14 protein-coding genes and 1 tRNA gene are annotated in these 17,217 nt (G+C 44.7%); 6 read left to right on the top strand and 9 right to left on the bottom strand.

Going from position 1 to position 17,217, the window contains the following annotated elements; all coding sequences use genetic code 11:
• Positions 1 to 17: 17 nt before the first annotated feature.
• Together U0008_RS02090 and U0008_RS02085 are read right to left on the bottom strand one after the other, a co-directional pair.
• Complete coding sequence (locus U0008_RS02090) at positions 18 to 311, bottom strand: co-chaperone GroES (RefSeq protein ID WP_008814807.1); 294 nt, start codon at positions 309 to 311, stop codon at positions 18 to 20.
• 233 nt (positions 312 to 544) lie between these two features.
• Complete coding sequence (locus tag U0008_RS02085) at positions 545 to 1,051, bottom strand: FxsA family protein (protein WP_025798668.1); 507 nt, start codon at positions 1,049 to 1,051, stop codon at positions 545 to 547.
• Positions 1,052 to 1,417: 366 nt separating this feature from the next.
• Here U0008_RS02085 and aspA point away from each other — a divergent pair, with 366 nt between their 5' ends.
• From aspA to dicD, 5 genes are all read left to right on the top strand, one after another.
• Positions 1,418 to 2,854 carry an aspartate ammonia-lyase gene (gene aspA, locus U0008_RS02080; protein WP_025798666.1) on the top strand — a complete coding sequence of 479 codons (1,437 nt, stop codon included), beginning with the start codon at positions 1,418 to 1,420 and terminating at the stop codon, positions 2,852 to 2,854.
• A gap of 235 nt (positions 2,855 to 3,089) precedes the next feature.
• Positions 3,090 to 4,391 (top strand): anaerobic C4-dicarboxylate transporter, encoded by a 1,302-nt coding sequence (locus U0008_RS02075; RefSeq protein ID WP_025798664.1) that lies wholly within the window; start codon positions 3,090 to 3,092, stop codon positions 4,389 to 4,391.
• Between the two features lie 141 nt (positions 4,392 to 4,532).
• The gene (gene cutA, locus U0008_RS02070; RefSeq protein WP_043490608.1) at positions 4,533 to 4,883 is read left to right on the top strand and encodes a divalent cation tolerance protein CutA; all 351 of its coding nucleotides are present in this window, start codon (positions 4,533 to 4,535) and stop codon (positions 4,881 to 4,883) included.
• Complete coding sequence (locus U0008_RS02065) at positions 4,859 to 6,553, top strand: protein-disulfide reductase DsbD (protein WP_043490605.1); 1,695 nt, start codon at positions 4,859 to 4,861, stop codon at positions 6,551 to 6,553. The genes cutA and U0008_RS02065 overlap by 25 nt, the downstream gene beginning before the upstream one ends.
• 59 nt (positions 6,554 to 6,612) lie before the next feature.
• Positions 6,613 to 7,188, top strand: coding sequence for a division control transcriptional repressor DicD (gene dicD / locus U0008_RS02060; protein WP_043490603.1), 576 nt, complete (start codon positions 6,613 to 6,615; stop codon positions 7,186 to 7,188).
• Positions 7,189 to 7,284: 96 nt separating this feature from the next.
• Here dicD and U0008_RS02055 read toward each other — a convergent pair whose 3' ends face one another.
• The gene (locus tag U0008_RS02055; RefSeq protein WP_043490601.1) at positions 7,285 to 7,929 is read right to left on the bottom strand and encodes a YfdX family protein; all 645 of its coding nucleotides are present in this window, start codon (positions 7,927 to 7,929) and stop codon (positions 7,285 to 7,287) included.
• A 694-nt stretch (positions 7,930 to 8,623) separates the two neighbouring features.
• Here U0008_RS02055 and U0008_RS02050 point away from each other — a divergent pair.
• Positions 8,624 to 8,699, top strand: a tRNA-Phe gene (locus tag U0008_RS02050).
• A 1,728-nt stretch (positions 8,700 to 10,427) separates the two neighbouring features.
• On the opposite strand, the gene U0008_RS02045 is transcribed toward U0008_RS02050, so the two are convergent.
• The 6 genes from U0008_RS02045 to U0008_RS02020 form a co-directional block, all read right to left on the bottom strand.
• A complete protein-coding gene (locus tag U0008_RS02045) occupies positions 10,428 to 10,979 on the bottom strand; it encodes a fimbrial protein (protein WP_051874061.1) in 552 nt (183 codons plus the stop codon).
• 393 nt (positions 10,980 to 11,372) lie between these two features.
• Entirely contained in the window at positions 11,373 to 12,380 is a 1,008-nt protein-coding gene (locus U0008_RS02040; protein WP_130992982.1) for a fimbrial protein, read from the bottom strand.
• Positions 12,381 to 12,396: 16 nt separating this feature from the next.
• Positions 12,397 to 13,077 (bottom strand): fimbrial biogenesis chaperone, encoded by a 681-nt coding sequence (locus U0008_RS02035; RefSeq protein ID WP_043490586.1) that lies wholly within the window; start codon positions 13,075 to 13,077, stop codon positions 12,397 to 12,399.
• A gap of 243 nt (positions 13,078 to 13,320) precedes the next feature.
• Positions 13,321 to 13,854: a fimbrial protein gene (locus tag U0008_RS02030; protein ID WP_051874060.1), complete on the bottom strand. Its 534-nt coding sequence runs from the start codon at positions 13,852 to 13,854 to the stop codon at positions 13,321 to 13,323.
• Positions 13,855 to 13,875: 21 nt separating this feature from the next.
• Entirely contained in the window at positions 13,876 to 14,424 is a 549-nt protein-coding gene (locus tag U0008_RS02025) for a fimbrial protein (protein WP_043490583.1), read from the bottom strand.
• 97 nt (positions 14,425 to 14,521) lie between these two features.
• Complete coding sequence (locus tag U0008_RS02020; RefSeq protein ID WP_043490581.1) at positions 14,522 to 17,182, bottom strand: fimbria/pilus outer membrane usher protein; 2,661 nt, start codon at positions 17,180 to 17,182, stop codon at positions 14,522 to 14,524.
• Positions 17,183 to 17,217 lie beyond the last annotated feature (35 nt).

Genomic DNA, 17,217 nt, shown 5'->3' with positions numbered 1-17,217 from the left:
GTCAAAAGAAGCGATTATTACGCTTCGACTACAGCCAGGATGTCGCTTTCGGACATGATCAACACTTCTTCATTGTCGATCTTCTCTGCTTTCACGCCGTAACCATCGTTGAAAATAACGATGTCGCCAACTTTAACGTCCAGCGGCTTCACTTCGCCATTTTCCAAAATGCGACCTTTACCGACAGCGACGATTTCGCCACGGGTAGATTTACCTGCAGCGGAGCCGGTCAGAACGATGCCGCCAGCTGATTTGGACTCGACTTCTTTACGCTTGACGATTACACGGTCATGCAATGGGCGAATATTCATTGATAGCTCTCCTTTGAGAAGGTCCATATCGTTTAGGGTTGAACGCCGAAGCCAGAGGAACACCCTCCGCTCTCGGACTCGTGGTTACCAGATTGGGGCAACCAACAACCCCTTCAAGGGGGGATAAGTAAAAAATTTGTGTTTTTCTTCAACCTCTGCGAGGCAGAGCCAATAAAAGAAAAGGCGCGGCCGAAATGTGCCACGCCTTTGCTAAGAATGAAACACTAATACGCTTATTTGTCGTCTTTGTATCTATCGTCTTTATGATCGAGACGATTATCTAGCGGCGGACGGTTCTCATCTTTGCGTTCAAACTCCCCGTCAAAGGTGTTCCCACCTTGAGATCCACCAAAATCACCGCCACCGAAACTGCCGCCGGAGCGAGAAAAACTGAAATACGGTAATAGTTTAAGCGTTAGATGCTTTTGTACCGGAGGCAAAATTAGCAGCAGGCCTAAAAAGTCGGTGAAAAAACCGGGCAGGATGAGCAAAAAGCCCGCCATCACCAACGAAACGCTTTTCACCATTTCTGCGGCTGGACTTTCCCCCATCGCCATCTTCTGCTGCATCTGCATCAGCGTTTTCATTCCCTGATGACGAACGAGCGAAGCCCCGAGGCAAGAAGTCAGGACCACGAGCAACAATGTCAGGGCAACCCCAAGCACTGCGGCGACCTTAATAAAAATAGATATTTCTATATAAACAAACAGAAATACCAACATGAGCGGTAACCAGCGCAACATCCTTCTCCTAAATTGCAGTGCTTTCTAATGATGAGTATTGCATTAAAGAACAACTGAGATAGTTAAAATTTAACAGCATATATGTCTAAAAACAGTCTATATATGACAAGTGGTGGCATTTTATACGTTTTCAACCCTATAACTCTTGTGGGTTATTTTCTTTATCTGTGAGAGTAATCACAGATATGTAAACACCTGAAACTTGAAGCGCCATATAGTGATCTGGGTTCATGCTTTTCCACGCAAGCAGCATATGATCAGCCACAGAACAGAGAGGACGGATGATCCTTTCGAATTTGAAAATCTAAACGATATAAATTCATTAGCAAGTTTACTATTCGGCATCAATTAAAGAAGGTTCTTATGTCAAACAACATTCGTATTGAAGAAGACCTGTTAGGCACCCGTGAAGTTCCAGCAGACGCTTATTATGGTGTTCACACTCTGCGAGCAATTGAAAACTTTTATATCAGCAACAACAAAATCAGCGATATCCCTGAATTTGTTCGCGGCATGGTTATGGTAAAAAAAGCTGCTGCTCTCGCCAATAAAGAGTTACACACCATTCCGCGCAAAATTGCCGATACTATTATTCTTGCTTGTGACGAAGTATTGAACAACGGCAAATGCATGGATCAATTCCCTGTAGACGTATATCAGGGTGGTGCAGGTACTTCCGTTAATATGAACACCAACGAAGTTCTGGCAAACATCGGTCTGGAACTGATGGGTCACCAGAAAGGTGAATATCAATACCTGAACCCGAACGATCACCTGAACAAATGCCAGTCTACCAACGATGCTTACCCTACCGGTTTCCGTATCGCGGTGTACTCTTCCATCATGAAACTGCTGGATGCAATCAACCAGCTGCGCGAAGGCTTCGATCGTAAAGCCAAAGAATTCGAAAACATTCTGAAAATGGGCCGTACCCAATTGCAGGATGCCGTACCTATGACTCTGGGTCAGGAATTCAAAGCCTACAGCGTATTGCTGAAAGAAGAAGTTAAGAACCTGCAACGCACCTCTGAGCTGCTGCTGGAAGTTAACTTGGGCGCGACCGCTATCGGTACTGGCCTGAACACGCCAGAAGGTTACTCTCAGTTAGCTGTGCAGAAACTGTCTGAAGTTAGCGGCCTGCAATGCTCTGTTGCAGAAGACCTGATCGAAGCAACCTCTGACTGCGGCGCATACGTGATGGTTCACGGTGCTCTGAAACGTCTGGCGGTTAAACTGTCTAAAATCTGTAACGACCTGCGTTTGCTGTCTTCTGGTCCACGTACCGGTTTGAACGAAATCAACCTGCCAGAACTGCAGGCTGGTTCTTCAATCATGCCAGCTAAAGTGAACCCAGTGGTTCCTGAAGTGGTTAACCAACTGTGCTTCAAAGTCATCGGTAACGACACCACCGTCACCATGGCTGCTGAAGCAGGCCAGCTGCAGTTGAACGTTATGGAACCGGTAATTGGTCAGGCGATGTTTGAATCCATCTCTATCCTGACTAACGGTTGCTACAACCTGCTGGAAAAATGCATCAACGGCATTACCGCAAACAAAGAAGTTTGTGAAAGCTATGTATTTAACTCTATCGGTATCGTAACTTACCTGAATCCGTTTATCGGCCACCACAACGGTGATATCGTTGGTAAAATCTGTGCCGAAACAGGTAAAAACGTGCGTGAAGTTGTTCTGGAACGCGGTCTGCTGACCGAAGCGGAACTGGACGACATCTTCTCTGTAGAGAACCTGATGCACCCTGCTTATAAAGCAAAACGTTATACTGACGAAAGCGAACAATAATAAAGTTCGCTAGTCGATATCAGGCACGTCTGTCCCCATGGTCAGCCGTGCCTTTTTATTGCGACCAACATACTTAAAACAAGAATTACACCCGATGTCATTGTGTTGCAGTGAATGATAAGTAAAGAAATTCTGAGTCGCCTACGTGCGTATGAGCCTCAGAATATACGCTTAATCCACGCGGCAGCTTCAAAGACAAAAGGAATATTATCGTTACATCTTGAGGAGAAACACTATGTTAGTTTTGGAGCTGGTGATCGTACTGCTCGCCATATTCTTAGGTGCCAGACTGGGGGGCATCGGAATAGGGTTTGCCGGTGGTTTAGGGGTTTTAGTCCTTGCCATGATCGGTGTTAAGCCAGGCAATATTCCATTCGACGTTATTTCAATTATCATGGCCGTTATCGCCGCAATCTCTGCAATGCAGGTTGCCGGTGGTATGGATTATTTAGTTCATCAAACTGAAAAACTTCTGCGTAAGAATCCAAAATACATCACGATCCTTGCACCGATTGTGACTTATTTTCTGACCATCTTTGCAGGTACCGGTAATATTTCTCTGTCTGCACTGCCAGTTATCGCTGAAGTGGCTAAAGAGCAAGGCATCAAGCCATGCCGTCCACTGTCTACCGCCGTTGTTTCTGCTCAGATTGCAATTACTGCGTCTCCAATTTCAGCCGCAGTAGTTTATATGTCTTCTGTGATGGAAGGCCACGGCATCAGCTATATTCATCTGCTGATGGTTGTTATTCCATCCACTTTCTTAGCTGTATTGGTGATGTCACTCATCGTATCTTGGTGCTTTGACTCCAAACTGTCTGACGATCCTGTTTACCAGAAACGTCTGGCTGAAGGCCTGATTGAACTGCGTGGCGACAAGCAAGTGGTTATCAAACCTCGTGCCAAAAGCTCTGTATGGTTGTTCCTGCTGGGCGTTGTATGCGTCGTTTGCTATGCAATTATCAACAGCCCAAGCCTCGGTTTGGTTGAAAAACCACTGATGAACACCACCAACGCGATTCTGATCATCATGCTGAGCGTCGCAACGCTGACCACTATCCTGTGCCGCGTTGAAACTGACAGCATTCTGAACTCCAGCACCTTCAAAGCAGGTATGAGCGCATGTATCTGTATTCTGGGTGTGGCTTGGTTGGGCGATACTTTCGTTCAGGCAAACCTTGATTGGATCAAAGAAACTGCGGGTACCGTCATTCAGTCTCACCCTTGGCTGCTAGCGGTTATCTTCTTCTTCGCGTCTGCCCTGCTGTATTCTCAGGCTGCAACGGCGAAAGCCCTGATGCCAATGGCACTGGCGCTGAACGTTTCTCCTCTGACCGCAGTCGCATCTTTCGCCGCGGTTTCTGGTCTGTTCATTCTGCCTACCTACCCAACTCTGGTTGCGGCGGTGCAGATGGATGACACCGGTACAACTCGTATCGGTAAACTGGTCTTTAACCATCCGTTCTTCATCCCAGGCACTATCGGCGTGGCGCTATCTGTTATCTTCGGCTTCGTGCTGGGAAGCATTATGCTCTAAGCCTTTCTCGCGCTAAGTACAAAAAGGACGCTTCGGCGTCCTTTTCTTATTCTGATCACGCTATTTCTGCGTTGCTGACAATTTTCACTCACACAAGGTATAGTGTTGATTCAAAATCATCCACGGCGAGGTTTAGATCAGATGTCAGAGACTGAAAAGCCACTACCCGATAACGTTACCGATGCCATCGTTGTGCTGTGTACAGCGCCCGACGAAGCCTGTGCTCAGCAGTTGGCTTCGCTAGCATTGAGTGAAAAACTCGCGGCCTGCGTCACGCTGCTACCCGGCGCATCTTCCATGTACTATTGGGAAGGCAAGCTGGAGCAGGAATACGAAGTCCAGATGATTTTGAAAAGCGAACGCTCACATCAGGAAGCTCTGCTTAGCTTTCTGAAACAGCATCATCCATACCAAACCCCTGAACTTTTAGTTTTACCGGTTCACGCGGGAGATAAAGATTACCTGTCATGGCTCAACGCTTCTTTACGCTAGTTTTTCTGTTTATCTGTACTCTGCTTCCGGCACAGGCATCGCTATTCTCTAGCAAAACGCAGTTTGTGCCGGTCGATCAGGCTTTCACATTCGATTTCAAGCAGCAAGAGCATAAGCTCGACCTAAACTGGCAAATCAAACCAGGGTACTACCTCTATCGACAGCAGATAAAAATAGAGCCTCATCAGGCTACAATCGCGCCGTTTACGCTGCCTGAAGGCCTCGATCACCATGATGAGTTTTACGGCAAAACGGCTATTTTTAAAAACGACCTAACGCTCAATCTGCGTCTACAAAACGCCGCTCAAAATGCCACGTTGGTTGTTACCTATCAGGGCTGCGCTGAGGCGGGCTTTTGCTATCCGCCGGAAACCAAAACTATCCCCTTAGATTCCGTTACCGCGCAGGTCATCACCGATGCGGTTCAAGATACAGCGCCTAACACAGAGTCGGCTCCTGCACTGCCGTTCTCGCCGCTTTGGGCGCTTCTCATTGGGATTGGCATTGCCTTTACGCCCTGCATCTTGCCGATGTATCCGCTGATATCTGCCATTATTCTTGGGCAGGATCGCCAGCAAAGCTATCGCCGAATTTTTGTATTGTCACTCGTTTATGTACAAGGCATGGCGGTGACTTACACGCTGCTGGGGATGGTGGTCGCCGCCGCTGGATTGCAGTTCCAAGCCGCGTTCCAGCACCCCTATGTATTGATTGGACTATCGATTTTATTCGTGTTGCTGGCGCTGTCGATGTTTGGCCTGTTTACCTTACAGCTACCTTCTTCAGTTCAGACGCGCCTCACGCTCTGGAGCAACCAGCAACGCAGCGGTTCGCTGATTGGCGTATTCGTCATGGGCGCACTGGCAGGTCTAATATGTTCACCCTGCACCACCGCGCCGCTCAGCGCTATTCTGCTGTACATTGCACAAAGCGGTAATATGGCCGCTGGCGGCGGCACGCTATACCTTTATGCGCTGGGAATGGGCATCCCGCTGATCCTCGTAACCACTTTCGGAAACCGCCTGTTACCACGTAGCGGGCCATGGATGCAGTACGTCAAAGAGGCGTTTGGATTTGTAATCCTCGCGCTGCCGGTATTCTTACTGGAGCGTATTCTGGGTGACGAATGGGGATTACGCCTCTGGTCGCTGTTAGGCGTTGCCTTCTTCGGATGGGCGTTCGCACTGAGCCTGAAGTCTTCTCATCGCCTAGCGCGCATCATGCAAATTGTGATGCTAGGTCTGGCGCTGGTTTGTTCACGACCATTGCAAGATTGGGCATTTGGAAATGCATCACAAGCAACCATTGCTCATCTGCCGTTCCAAAAAGTGAATACCATTGCTGAGCTGGATCATGCCCTACAACAGGCTAAAGCAGAGAACAAACCTGTTATGTTAGACCTGTATGCTGACTGGTGTGTGGCCTGCAAAGAGTTTGAAAAATACACCTTCAGTGATCCAACGGTACGTCAGCAACTTGCGGATACCGTGCTGTTACAGGCTGACGTCACGGCAAACAGCGCGGAACATGCCACTCTGCTCAAGCATTTAAACGTATTAGGCCTGCCAACCATTTTGTTCTATAACGCGCAGGCACAAGAACAACCACAACTGCGCGTCACCGGTTTTATGAACGCAAAGGAATTCACAGCGCATTTGCACAATCGCTAACCATCAACGACACTGAGGATCCGATCGTGAAAGATCCGCACATAAGACAGGAGGATCACGTGCAACGAGAACTCGTGCTCAGCCAGGTACTTGGCCTGCTGGAACAACAAGGACTAGCAACCACGACCTTGGATAAGCTGGCTCCCCAGCTCGATATTTCAAAGGAAGAGCTAATTCGTTTTTGGCCAGATCGTGAAGCCCTGCTTTATGACAGTCTGCGCTACCACGCACAGCAGATAGACACATGGCGCCGCCAGCTGCTGCTGGATGAAACCCTTTCAGCTCGGGATAAAATCTTGGCGCGTTACCACGTGTTGGCCGAGTATGTGCAGCAACAGCGCTATCCCGGCTGCCTGTTTATCGCCGCCTGCAGTTTTTTCCCTGAAGACGATCATCCAATCCACCTGCTTGCCGAGCAGCAGAAAACCGCCTCTTACGAGTTCACGCTTGCTCTGTTGCAAGACATCGACATGGACGATCCTGAAATGGTCGCTCATCAGATGGAGCTAGTTTTGGAAGGCTGCTTAAGCCGTTTGCTGGTAAAACGCCAACTGCAAGATGTGGAAACTGCACGTCGCTTAGCCGAAGATATTCTGCAAATTGCGCGCTGCCGCCGAAATGGTGCCTTAGGCTAAAGCTGAGTATTTATTACAATATTGATGAATAAACCACCCCAAAGGGTGGTTTATCGAAGGTAGGAAATAGAAAGTGTTAATTAACTCATCGAGAGATTAATTGGCACCCACTAAAGAAACGCTGTCGGTAATAATCCCCTCTTCAGCCCCTTTCAGAGCCAAGTTCGCTTCATAGTATTTACCCTCTTTCAGCAGCTGTTGTGCTTTCTTAACCGCCTGCTGGGTTTGTTTCAGCGGCATCAGATATTGAGTTTCCGTTACACCAACGCCAGCCAAACGCAGTTCTTCCATTGCGCCTTTGTGATCACCTTTCTTGAATTTAGCATTAGCGCTATCAATGGCTTTTTGTTTTTCAGGCGTTGCCACAAAATCCTCAGCCAAAGAAATAGAAGCATTAATAACTACGTAGTTATCACCAGTCAGCGGAGTTTTCTTATCGGCCTTAATAAAATCTTTCCAGTTGGTGCTGTCATCAGATAATAGGGTTTGCGCCTGATCGACTAATTTTTGCGCCACATCTGGGTATCCGCGGAATAAAGAGACGCGAGCATATTGCACATCACGCATGGCGTTAAAGCCCTGTTGAGCTACCTTAGCAACTTCTTTCGCCTGCTGGGCAGTTAACACATTAGCGCTCACGGTGGTCGTTGCCGCTGGAGCAGTGGTTGCGCCATCAGCAGCCCAAGTAAAAGTAGACATCATGGCAAGAGAAAGTGCGGTTGCAGTAAGAATACGTTTCATAATTAATATACCTGCTTTAATTTATATTATTCGGCTATGAGGCCAATCCATTAAATTGGACAACCTCTCAATCACAGTGCTTAAGTTATATATTCAGCATGAATTATGTCAATACACAGAAATTAAACGCACTCGCTGTAAAACACCAATAACGTTTCAAGGAAAAAATAGTTTACATCCAATGAACTCTGTTTAACCTTCATTACAATAGATTAATATTCACTCAGGATTTAATTAAAATTTAATTAATAACCATATGTTTAATATGAACTATTTAAAATCACTAACAACAAATCACAAACTAGCGAAATATAAAAATCAGATATACAATAAATAAACCCACTCTAAATAAAATCTATTAAAAGCAATTTATGAGCTAAAATTGACATTGTATTTTTAAACCTATCGACAACAACTCTCGTGTCACATCTAAGAGTGATATTTGTAATATTATGTGATCTTAATAATAGAACTAGCAAACATTGATAAGGCGTCTGATTAAGAAGTGATAGGTCCACGCCAGCAAATTTGAGCCGTATCGACGAATCTCTCTTGAAGAAAGAACGCCAACGTCTTCAAGGCAGCATAAATTTCATGCAAAAAACCCAAAATGCCCAAACATTAGGCAACTAAACAAAGGAATGAAGAAATTACGTTGACGCCAAGCCGCAGATCCAGTTTAATACGCCTCGTTGCCCGGATAGCTCAGTCGGTAGAGCAGGGGATTGAAAATCCCCGTGTCCTTGGTTCGATTCCGAGTCCGGGCACCACTATTTAAAGAAACCAGCCTACGGGCTGGTTTTTTGCTTTCTAGCGTACGGACTCTTCATCGAACTCCGTTCGATTATTCGCCGCTAGCGGCTCACCCTACGGGCCAACGGCAAAGCCGTTGTTCAAACGCCTTCGGCGTTAGTCCGAGTCCGGGCACCACTATTTAAAGAAACCAGCCTACGGGCTGGTTTTTTGCTTTCTAGCGTACGGACTCTTCATCGAACTCCGTTCGATTATTCGCCGCTAGCGGCTCACCCTACGGGCCAACGGCAAAGCCGTTGTTCAAACGCCTTCGGCGTTAGTCCGAGTCCGGGCACCACTATTTAAAGAAACCAGCCTACGGGCTGGTTTTTTGCTTTCTGGCATACGGACTCTTCATCGAACTCCGTTCGATTATTCGCCGCGAGCGGCTCACCCTACGGGCCAACGGCAAAGCCGTTGTTCAAACGCCTTCGGCGTTAGTCCGAGTCCGGGCATCACTATTTAAAGAAACCAGCCTACGGGCTGGTTTTTTGCTTTCTGGCATACGGACTCTTCATCGAACTCCGTTCGATTATTCGCCGCTAGCGGCTCACCCTACGGGCCAACGGCAAAGCCGTTGTTCAAACGCCTTCGGCGTTAGTCCGAGTCCGGGCACCACTATTTAAAGAAACCAGCCTACGGGCTGGTTTTTTGCTTTCTGGCATACGGACTCTTCATCGAACTCCGTTCGATTATTCGCCGCTAGCGGCTCACCCTACGGGCCAACGGCAAAGCCGTTGTTCAAACGCCTTCGGCGTTAGTCCGAGTCCGGGCACCACTATTTAAAGAAACCAGCCTACGGGCTGGTTTTTTGCTTTCTGGCATACGGACTCTTCATCGAACTCCGTTCGATTATTCGCCGCTAGCGGCTCACCCTACGGGCCAACGGCAAAGCCGTTGTTCAAACGCCTTCGGCGTTAGTCCGAGTCCGGGCACCACTATTTAAAGAAACCAGCCCAAGGGCTGGTTTTTTGCTTTCTGGCATACGGACTCTTCATCGAACTCCGTTCGATTATTCGCCGCTAGCGGCTCACCCTACGGGCCAACGGCAAAGCCGTTGTTCAAACGCCTTTGGGGGTTGTTACCTATCCCTCTTCCTTTTCATACTTATTTAGATATGAGGAATGGCAAGCCTGCATTGGTTAGTGGTGACATGGTTTTCTTTATCCGCATGGAGCATCATTCCGAACAAATTTTGCTTACAGAGATAACAAAACAGGGGCTGGTATAGCTTAACAGGGGAATGAAATTATCGTATTTTCAACACTGCGTTTGTGACGATAAGTTGGCTTACTTAAACCTATCTGGCTGGCATCTAAGCAGAATTTCAATCCCGCGCCTGATGAGCCTCAAGATTCAGCAAGCCCCAGTATTTACAACAGAATGTTGCTTATCCTACATGTTAGGTCCCAATGGGTTTGAAGCAGAAATTATGCTTCAAATATCAAGGAAGTTTACGTGCATAGCTTTAATTGTAAAAGCTCCCATATCATATGAAATGGAAATCATACAGTTTCTGTATCGCACCCAAGGATAAGCATGGGTAAAATAATTTAAAATAGCTAATCAAACTCTGAGTAAATGAGATCTATAATTTCCGGGACGATCTTTACTCTACATAAATGATAAAGATCGTGCCCAGTGATAACAGTCAACGCAAATTAAATTTTTTGTTAACTACTACGTTGTTAAAAAGAAAAAATAATTTAGACATAAGTAAATACCATTGTAAAATTCACGACGACCGTACCTGTAGTCGCTGCGCCCACTCCATTATTGCGTATCCTTACCTTAAAATTCTCTGATGCTGAATTTGTAGCAGGAGAAATATCTATGATACTACCCGTCGAATTCGGTTGCGCTGGTTTGTCTGCCCCTCCAGCACCTGTATCACGGATTTCAGCATTCACATTTTTTGCTGTACCGATATTAGCCCAATACGTATCCATACCAGCGTCACTATTATCCCCTCCAGTCGCCGTATACGAGATTGCTACTTGTGCGATACCACGAGAACAGTCTGTAAAATCAATTTTAAAAGGCTCATACTCTGAAGTGCTTCCCGTTGTTGCAAGTGTATTTGCGTCAATATCAGGAAGCACAACATTGAGACTATTTGCAGCTATTGAACAACCTTCTGAAACCACTTGCCCAGATATATTGATAGTGGCATCTGCCGCCATAACATGACTGGACATTGCAGCGATAGATAAACAAAGCAATACCTGCGCAGAGATTTTTTTCATTGAAAAATTCATAAATCCTAGTCCTTTATTAATACGCTATAACCGTTATTATTTTGTACAAGTGACAACCTAGCCACCGGATACCGCTATTCTAAAGAATAGCTTTAAAATAATTTATCGCGTTGATTTTTATAATCAAACACGGCAACTATGATTAATCTAAAAACACAACCCACCGATGTTTATTATATCAGCTAGTAATTTTTAAATAATCTAAAAAGTTAGTTCAGAGATAATATAAATCTCATTAATGAAATATATAATGTTATTTATATTTAATTAAACAAACCATACATGCCATTAATTTTTCCTTACTCATATTATTGTGAACTATAATTCTTATCTAAATATAATTAATGAAGTAGTATTCATAAATGCACCTCATATGAATATCAGGAAAAGCGGTTACTCATATGTCATCGTCAAATAAGCCACTGCACTGACCTTACCCATGGTCACTTTTTCATGAGTCTGATACATACGCGTCGCCAGTTCAATATTCTCAGTGGTTGATGATGACTCCTTGAATAACGATTTCTCACCAAACACTACGGCAGCGCCTTCTGCATAACTCAGCTGCACCCCCAACCCTGTTGCGCTGTTATCTTGTGTAAGTAATTGAATCACTCCTGCTACATTTGCAGGATCCTGGGTTGCATCAATCGTTGTGGATATTTTGGTGCCTGCATAACAATTTAGTGGGATCTTAAAATGACTCCAGGCACTGGCTGACCCAACACCAGTAAAAGTAGTGTCATTTACATTACCAAGATCGACATTGACTGAAGATTGAACCGTACACCCGACTAAATTAACCACAAAACGGGTATTACTTAATGAAACCTGGTTGGTCACCAGATCACCATATTGGGTACTAGCCAATGGATTTGGGAACACAGTGCTACCACTGGCATAGTTACCCGTGCTCCAAAACTGAATTTTATATTCCGAAGCAGGGGAATATTGCTTTTGATCACCCTGTATCATGACTGATTGGCTTTTCCGTGGGTATTCTAACACCCTGTCTGATGATACTTCATGACTGTTAGAATAGAATACTTTCACCCCGATACCAGGAATTCCGGTATCATAAATAGAGTCTCCAACGGCAGACAACGTCATATTGTTCATATATCCACCTTGCACGGAAAAAGTCTTGCTACTGTCGCCAGCAAGCCCGCACGTTATTGCTGTAGATCCCCCATTGAGCCAGCCCGAATCCCATAAAAGAGTCTTAACCGGCATACCCGCACGGATATTGATAACAGGCGCCAAAGCAAGGGTGGATATGTTCATTGCATATCCAGAATCGAACTTACACGTTGCCTCATTACCCTGCGCATAGGATGCTTTAACAGATAATACTGATGTGAGCAGCACGGCTGAGGTGAATAAAAAATATCTTGATTTCAAAATATCAGCTCCCTGTTTAGAGTATTTTTTTCTCGACCGTCGTCGGGCTACCTGAATCCGTGATAGCCTGCCACGTTACAATCCTAGTATTATCTTCATCTTTTGGTAGGCTGAACGTTACAGAGCTTTTCGGAGCCACCATTGTCGCTTCTTTTATATCCCTATCATTTACCTTAAATTTGTAGAAGGTAATATAAAAACCTGTAGGGTTGGTCACTTTAATTTCAGAACCATCTGCGTTAAAAATGATTTTTTTATAAGCCTCATCTGGACTGCCTGCTAAATTTTCCGGCCGATAGAATAATTTTAATCGAGATTTAACAATTAACTGCAAGCTATCTTTCGTAGTTTTGTTATCAGTACTTGGAATAGATTTAATATCTAACCAAAATTGAGACTCCCGATCCTTAGGTAAATCATCACGAGTTTTAATAATTCTTAAAGAATGCTCCTCATTACCCTCTAAGCGAAACAATGGAGGGATGATAATAAACGATGGTTTGCTACCTGCATTTGGTTCCACCCAGGACTGAACAAGATATATATTCGCTGCATCGGTATTTTTTATGGGCAATGCAGCTTCATTAGCACTAGAGTTATAAATAACTCTAGTGCTACCTATCTGTACATCGGCCATGACTAAAACTGGTGCCAGAGTCAGTGAACTTGCCAATAGAAAACTAATGTATTTTTTCATAACTCCAGCGTTTATTCATTTACTTTAACAAGAGAGGTATTTCATTCATTTTCACACTAAAATGTTCTATGAAAATGATACCTTCGATGATAGTCACTTTACCCACTATCATCGCCCCGTTACTTAATGGTGACCTAATATTTATCTACGTAATAACAAACATCATATCTAAAGTAATTAGAAATATTTAATCTGAACTCTGCCAGGTAAATATAAGACATCATAATTTACCCTGCAACTTAACTACTTGTAACCAAAGGCCAACTCCATTAAGCTCGAGACGCTACCGGAAATGGCTTTGCCCTGAGGTGATATCATCCTACCTTTTAGAACCATTTTAGCCTGCTGCTGTGAATCTACGGCCATATTACGCACCGAACCATTGCTTATGCGCGAGCCTGTATCATCTGCAACCTCAATAGCCACATGTTTACTGCTGCCTGTATTTTTAAAATAAACCGGATAATCAGGATCCTGCCCCCCTGAGAAATACACGACGACTTCAGTCGTCGTGGCTGGACACTCTGTCAAATTCAGTGAGAACTGCGACCACGCTGAGAAACTCCCCGCACTCTGCAGGCGTTCACTTAGCACCTCACCGAGGTCAACACTTCCATTCACAGTGTCCGGAGCAATGGTGCATGAAGGCGCTACCACTTTGCCACTGATATTCAGTTCACTGTCACCGTTACTTTCTGCTAAAGCCGCCAGCGGAATATTGAAATTAAATAAAGCAGCAGAGTAGAGTAAAATGAATACGATACTTTTTGTGTTCATAACCCTTCTCTTTTGGCTATTTTATTTATAAGAAAAGTTTATTGAAATAGCCGTACTGACATCACCAGCTCCTATTGTTGTGCTACCGGAAGAGTTTATCATGCGTGCAACCACAGCAAACGATGCCTGACCGTTCTCAATGGCAAGGTCTCGTATCATTGAACCATTTTTCAATAGTTCACGGTCACCAGTACCTTCTGTATATCTGTCAAACTCAACATCCATAGCAGCTGCATCACCAGCGTTGCCGGACGTGTTTTTATAATAACTGCTATTTTGTGTGGATGGAGTACCACTAAACGTTGCGCTGACCGATGTAGTAGTCTCAGGGCAACCAATAAGTTTTATTACAAGTGGAAGCGTGTAATCCGAAGCTTGGTTAAGACTAGGATTATTAAGGTACGACGCTGTCATCACCCCCAAATTTATATCTGAACTTGTAGTGTCAACAGTACAAGGTGAGGCAGTGATATTGCTAGTTATTCTTACAGTTGATTCTGCATTTGCTGATTGAAATATAACACTTTGCAGAGCAATAGCGGTTAGTGCATAAATCGCTTTTTTGTTCATATCTTACTTTCCTTGCGTGATATATATATAGCCAAATTTACTGTTATTCATATCATTAACGATGATGTGAATAATTTTAAAAGACAGAAACCTATTGTTAATCAGGCAAACATTTCGCCTGTAATGTCATGAGTGTTTCTTCAGCAGCCTGTTTTTCATTAACCTGATAATGAACAATACAGTGCTCATCTGCTCCTTTGCCCCATTGCGCCTTAAGTGAGCCTTTGGCTGGTAAACCACTCAAATAAGCTTCACCATCTTCACCCACAATCCCTGCACTGGTTGCGTCTAACAGAGAAACAGTTGTACCAAATGGCACTGGTTTACCTGAAGGACGCATCATCATCATCATCATGCGATACCCTACATGAGTGGTGAATTTGGCGCGAACGACAGCCCCTCGGGTTGGGATAACATCTCTAACACTTTCATCGATTTCGACGTTTTTACCCAAACTAGTCGTATCCAATGAGACATTGTTGTGCCGATATGCTGTGATATAAGGCAATACGGCATAACCTTCATCATCTGTTCTAACGCCGTTTTTATTCTTAACTTTAGTATCCCCCGCACCAGGCGCGGCAACCAAAGCGACGGTCTCCCCAAGCGGCTCGGAAAAGGTTATCCCATCACTATGGGTAATAATTCCGCCCTGCAAACCGTAATTAAGACGGCGCGAATCTTTGGTATAGCTGTAACCCACGTTTGAGTTACCGTATTTGCCCTGATAGCTCAGCGAGGTATTGCCGCTATAACCCTGCCCCTGATTGCCAACCCCTTGGCTAATGTTATAAGTAAGGTTGCGATCCTCAAGCAACGTACCGCTTAGACTGGTCTGCCGTTGGACTCTGCCATCACTATCACTGGTGCTGTTATAGCTTACCGATGCAGACGACAGCCATTTATCCAATGGAATCGATACGTTTAGCGAAAACTGCCTGTCTCGTTCTTCTTCTGTTATATAGTTGTCACTAACCGCAATGTTATAAGAAATGCCCTTCCAGTCATTGTTATAACCCCATTGCAAAGTCTGCTCTTTCGCCGAGTCGTCCCAATAATCTTGTACGCTGGCGGAAAAAAATAAAGACCCCCAATTTTCTGGTAATGTTTGGTTAATAGAACCTTCAACACGGCTGCGCTTGTGAGTGCGAACATCGTACTCTGACAAGGTGTTGTCATCATCGTTAAGGTCGACTGACTCCTGCAAAGTATAGAAACCACTGGTTGAATAGCGATATCCCATCAAACGCAGATCGGTGCCGCTATCAGCAAAAGTTTTTGCATACAAAAATCGGTATGACTGTCCTTTGGAGACGCCTGAATCTGTCAAATCGGTTTTTGCCTGCGTAATATCGATAGAGACGGCCCCCAAATCTCCCAAGTTTTGCCCAATCCCTGCTGCGGCAGCCATATAATTTTCACTGGCCTGCACACCGCCATAAACTGTTGCCCCATGGCTCAAACCTTGTATCAGCGTAAACTGACCAAAATTAGGCTTAGATTGGCTATAACCACTCCGATATTGGCCAGCGGTCAGACTGTATTTTGTGTGACCTTCACGCTGCAGCATCGGTACCGACGCATAAGGCTGTATGAAAGTCTGCTGGCTACCATCCTGCTCTTTAATCACTACGGTTAAGTCGCCGCTACCCGCACTCGGATAAAGGTCATTAATCTCAAATGCGCCAGGTGAAACATAACTCTGGTATATGGTGTATCCATTCTGAGTAATTGTGACCTGCGCATTGGTCTTCGCGATACCACGAACAATAGGCGCAAAACCTTGCTGACTATCCGGTAACATATCGTCATCAGATGCAATTTGAATACCCCGAAATTGCGAGCTATCAAAAATATCCGCTGAAGAGTAATTATCCCCTAAAATTAACTGGGATTTAATAGAAATAATACTACGTTGCAAATAAGTATTGATATTCTGCCATTCACGAACACCATTATTATCATTCCAGGCAGAATAGTTACGTAAACGCCAAGCCCCTAAATTCAGTCCGCTTCGTAAGTTCAGATAATAGCTATCATCCTTGGAATTATCTCCACTACTCGTTCCATTCGCACCAGTGAAATTATAATCAATCAGAGCAGCTGTAATACCATCATCCCAAAACTTAGGATCGACATATCCCCTAGCGGAGTGGGACATAAGCGCCTGAGGAATACTCAGGTTTAGCCTCTGCTTATTAAAATCGAAATCCGCTTTTGCTGCAGGTATTGACTGCAGAATATTGGAGCAAGCACCTTCGACCGCTGGGCTATTTACTTTAGCTTTTGCGTTATCAACCTGTTCAGCAGCAGATTTATCTTCACTGTTTTTGTTAAAGGCCTCGATAGCATCCGTTCTTAGACCATATCCTTTTAAGTCTTCTAGTGTAAGACAAGGAATTAACCCCGTTATTTCTTCATTATTCTTCGTTCCATTCTTATCTTTGCCTGAAGTACTTTTATCGGCAATAAACTCAACTTCTCGATGATCCGCAAGTTCATCATTGATATAAATATCAACGATGTATTTTCCTGGTAATTGACCACCAGTAGGGGACGAGAAAACAGATAGATCAATAGCAGTACCATCACCACCCATTTTTTCCAAAAAGGCTGGGTTAAAACTTGAGTCAGCAAAACAATTTGAAGATAAAAAAATGAGTGCTACTGCGCTCGGCTTAAAATATCTATTTAGTTCCATTAATAAAGGGCAGTTCGATACGGGCTCGCTCTTTTTAGATATTTTTACTGCTTGCATTTTTCTCTCTGCCAGCGAAATCAGTGACTACCGAC

The organism is Hafnia alvei (genome assembly GCF_034424155.1).
GTDB lineage: Bacteria > Pseudomonadota > Gammaproteobacteria > Enterobacterales > Enterobacteriaceae > Hafnia > Hafnia alvei.
This window is presented reverse-complemented; position numbering and strand designations above follow the sequence as displayed.